This window comes from Streptococcus sp. GMD1S (assembly GCF_000296875.1).
Taxonomy (GTDB): domain Bacteria; phylum Bacillota; class Bacilli; order Lactobacillales; family Streptococcaceae; genus Streptococcus.
In genome coordinates this window covers 1-4,369 of record NZ_AJQY01000468.1, presented here as the reverse complement: position 1 = coordinate 4,369, position 4,369 = coordinate 1, and the positions used below count along the sequence as shown (strand labels likewise).

The window sequence follows — 4,369 nt, the reverse complement described above, 5'->3', positions numbered from 1 at the left end:
CCTGTGACATGTAAACTCCTCATAGATAGTATGATTCTACTATACCATATTTTGTGAAAGAAGGGGGAATTTAATGATAAACATGTTATAATAAAGAAAGTAGAACATCGTTAAAGGAGAGAATGATGCAAGTAAAACCAGAACTGGAGATAGAAAAACAACTAATCAACCAACTGGTAACTGGTGAAAGCCAATGGACTTATAGAGAAGACCTCAAAACAGAAGAACAACTATGGGACAACTTCTTTGAGAAACTAGCCCAAAACAATGTTGCTCTACTAGCAGACCATCCATTGACAGAGCAGGAAAAACGTCAGATTCAGAACCAACTGAACTTTGTCAGCTACTATGATGCTGCTAAGTGGTTGGTAGGTGAAAATGGCATTGCTAAAGTCGAAGTTCAAAGAGAAGATGCCAGCCTAGGAACCATTCGTTTATCAGTTATCTGGCGAGATAATATCGCAGCAGGAAAGTCTAGCTATGAAGTTGTCAATCAAGTCCAGAGAGAAAAAGTAAATCCTCTGGACCAAGACCGTAGACTGGATGTTACTCTTCTCATCAACGGTTTACCCATGATTCAAATCGAGCTCAAGAGTTCCCAAGCAGCATTTATCGATGCCTTTCATCAGATTAAAAAATATGACCGTGAAGGGAAATTCCGTGGTATCTACTCTAGCTTGCAGATGTTTGTTGTGACCAATAAAGTAGATACTCGCTATATCGCTGCAGCTAGGGAAAATAAACTCAACAAGCAATTTCTAACTAAGTGGGTGGATAAGGACAATCATCCTGTGACAAACCTGACTAGCTTTGCCCACGAAGTCCTTTCTATCCCTCGTGCGCACCAGATGGTCATGCAGTATTCTGTCATTGATGATAGCAAGAAATCTCTCATCCTCTTGCGTCCCTACCAGATCCATGCTATCGAAGCGGTGCAGGAAGCTTCGCGCCGTCAGGAGTCAGGCTATGTTTGGCATACAACAGGTTCAGGGAAGACCCTGACTTCTTATAAGGTGGCTCGGAATCTCCTCCAGATTCCATCCATCCAAAAGACGATTTTTGTCGTTGACCGCAGGGACTTGGACCAACAGACCACATCATCCTTCCTCTCCTATGCAACCAATGATGTCATTGATATCGATGAGACGGATAATACTCATGATTTGGTCAAGCGCTTAGGAAGTAATGATAAGCGGGTCGTGGTGACCACTATCCAGAAAATCACCACCATGATGCGCAAATTTGACCAAGGTCTTTACCAAAGAGATGCGGACAAAATCAAGGGACTCCGCGTGGCCTTTGTCGTGGATGAATGCCACCGTGCCGTGACGCCACAAACACAAAAGGACATTAAGGCCTTTTTCCCACAGTCTCTCTGGTATGGATTTACAGGAACGCCTATCTTTAAGGAAAATAAACGCCAGCAGGTCGGTGACCTTGCCCAAACCACCCAGCAACAGTATGGAGACCGTCTCCATGAGTATACGGTCAAGGAAGCCATCCATGATGGAGCTGTCTTAGGCTTTAAAGTAGACTATCGCAATACCCTCATTACGGATAGATCTGAAGATGACATACCAGATACTGTCTACGAAAATGAGGAACACATGCTAGAAGTCTTGGATGCTATTATCAATAAATCCCGTCAACAACTAGGCTTCCAAAAAGGAGTGGGTAAGACCTACAATGCCATCCTGACTGTCAAGTCCATCCCTCAAGCCCAAGCCTACTATGACCTACTCAAAAGAGTCAAGGCTGGTCAGACACGTGTCAAAGTATCTGAGAGGGTCAAGCAGGTCCTTCCAGACTTTCCAAAGGCGACCATCACCTACTCTGTCACTGAAAACGAAGAGGACTCAAGAGCCAACCAAGACCACATGAAGCAGGTCTTAGAGGACTACAACCAAGAGTTTGATACTCACTTTACCATGGCGGATCTTCGTGGCTTTAACACCGATGTCAATAACCGTCTAGCTAGGAAACAGGATAAATACCTCTATCGCAATGAGCAGTTGGACTTGGTTATCGTGGTCAATCGTCTCTTAACAGGATTTGATGCGCCTTGTCTATCGACTCTCTTTATCGACAGAAAGCCCATGCAACCGCAGGACTTAATCCAGGCCTTTAGCCGAACCAACCGTATTTTTGATTCTAGTAAGACCTATGGCCATATCATCACCTTCCAGAAGCCTCTAGCTTTTAAGGAAGCGGTGGACAATGCCCTCAAGCTCTACTCAAATGGTGGAGAAAACGAGGTCCTAGCGCCTAGCTGGGAAGAGGAAAAGAGAACCTTTTTACGGAGTTGCAGTGATTTCCAAAATCTCATCACAGATGATCCTGAGCAAGGGCTTCAAATCGAGCAGATTTCTACACCTGAGTTGAGAAAGCTCGCCAAGGCTTATCAAGTCTTTGATAAATATCTAGCCTCTATCCGAGTGTATAAAGAGTATGATGAGGAAGAGATCTACGCCCAGACAGGACTAAGCGCAGAAGAATTGGAAAACTATCTAGGTTTTTATCAAAATATCCTTGCAGAATTAAAAAGCCGAAGAGATGATGGTGATGAGGATGGGGAGCCCCTTGATATTCACTATGAGCTGGAGTCTATCCAAGTGGATGAGATTAACTATGCCTATATCCTAACCTTGATCCAAAGCCTGATCGAGCAAGGTCAGAGTCAAGAAAAGAACTTAAGCGCTCAAGATAGAGAAGCAGTGGACACCTATATCCAAAGTCTGGAGAAGATCAACCCAAATCTTGCCCAGATCATCACTGACCTTTGGAGAGAAGTCCAAGAACATCCGGAAAGCTATCGTGGTCAGTCTATCGCAAATATCTTGGATCAGATGATTGAGGAGGTCATCCAGCAACACATCCAAGTATTTAGCAAACGTTGGTATGTTGGAGAGGATGAACTCCGTTACTATGTCGAACACTACCGCAAGGGAGCTAAAAAACAACTAGGAGAAAGCCAACTGACCAAGAGCCAGCGCTATCAGGACTATAAGATAGAAGTGGCAGATGCCCTTAATCCCCTCCTCTATAAAAAACAAATCAAGGAAGCTTGTAAGCAACTTGTCGAAGAAGTCATTGAGCCACTCAGAGTGGGGAGATAGTCCTTCGAAGTTTCGAAGACATAGACTTCCTAAATTTTATATGTATTCTAAGCTTAGAATGATAAGAAATACATAAATTTAGGTGCATTCTAAGCTTCGAATGGTCTATCTGAGAAAGTTTTGGGGTCTTCGAGCTTTCGAATAGTCGTTTTTCCTAAAGTTTAGATGTATTCTAAAGCTAGAAAAGTTAAAATCTGAAAATAGTAAGAGTCTCTATCTGACAGACGGAGTGTATTTCCAGTCAGATAGGGATTTTCTATTTCTGAAATTACTGATTTATCCTGTAAAAGTAAGAAATAGACTAAAAAAGTGCTGTTGGGATGATAAAGGAGACAGTTGAGCGGATGAGAGTCATAAGTTCTTTGCTATTTGTTAGAATTGTCTTATCAACTTAAAGGAGAAATCTGATGAAGAAAGATAAAGAAAATGAGGAGAGTATGCTATCGACACTTCCTCTATGGGGGCTCCTATTTTTGGTCTGTGTATTGCTTCAAGTCTATGTTAGAAAGGATAGACCTTTGATTCAACCTGATAGACAAGGAAGCATTGTAAAAACAGATCAAAAACAGGTCTATCTTCCAGAACTAATCCAATCTTGGTTTGATAAAGAAAAAACTAAATGATTTGTTTAATAGAAAGGTTATCATCATGACAAAAATTTTCACTATCCGTCCGCTAAGCTATACCAACTTTACTAACCGTGAGTTTGAAAGTCTCATGGTAGATACGGGTCAACTACTAGAAGTTTTTGCCAAGGCACATAAGGACGAGTCTATGTATAGCAAGCATCTCGATTCCTTCAAGAGCAAGCTAGAAGACTTCCAAGGCCAACTCGCTATTGTAGAAAAGAAAGAGGCGACGAACCTGACCGAAGTCGATCGCAATCGTGACAGTGCCCTAGTCGGTCTCTTTACTCTTCATCGAGGATTTGCTAAGATCAAGGAGACCAAACTCAAAGAAGCTCATGAGACCTTGAAGCCAGTCTTTGCCAAGTACAAGGATATCACCAAGCACAGCAATGATGTGGAAACGGCAGAAATCAAGAGTTTGCTCAAAACCCTCAGTGAAGAACCCTACCATACGGCCGTTACCAGTCTAGGACTGACACCTATGCTGACGGCGGTGATTAGTGCGCAGGAAGACTATGATAAGGTGGAAAGTCAGGCGCGTGCGCATAAGTCTGCCAAGGAAGTCGGCAAGACCAGACAAGTCCGTACCGAACTAACCAGCATCTACGACCTCTTTATGCGCTA

The 4,369-nt window shown here is 42.9% G+C and carries 3 protein-coding genes; all 3 read left to right on the top strand.

The window, feature by feature from the left end; all coding sequences use genetic code 11:
* Window positions 1-122: 122 nt before the first annotated feature.
* On the top strand, window positions 123-3,116 hold the full coding sequence (locus GMD1S_RS11365; protein ID WP_029709017.1) for a type I restriction endonuclease subunit R: 2,994 nt from the start codon (window positions 123-125) through the stop codon (window positions 3,114-3,116).
* A gap of 407 nt (window positions 3,117-3,523) precedes the next feature.
* Complete coding sequence (locus tag GMD1S_RS11360; RefSeq protein WP_000710794.1) at window positions 3,524-3,739, top strand: hypothetical protein; 216 nt, start codon at window positions 3,524-3,526, stop codon at window positions 3,737-3,739.
* 25 nt (window positions 3,740-3,764) lie between these two features.
* Window positions 3,765-4,369: DUF6261 family protein (locus tag GMD1S_RS11355; protein WP_000161225.1), on the top strand; the 605-nt coding region annotated here is incomplete at its 3' end.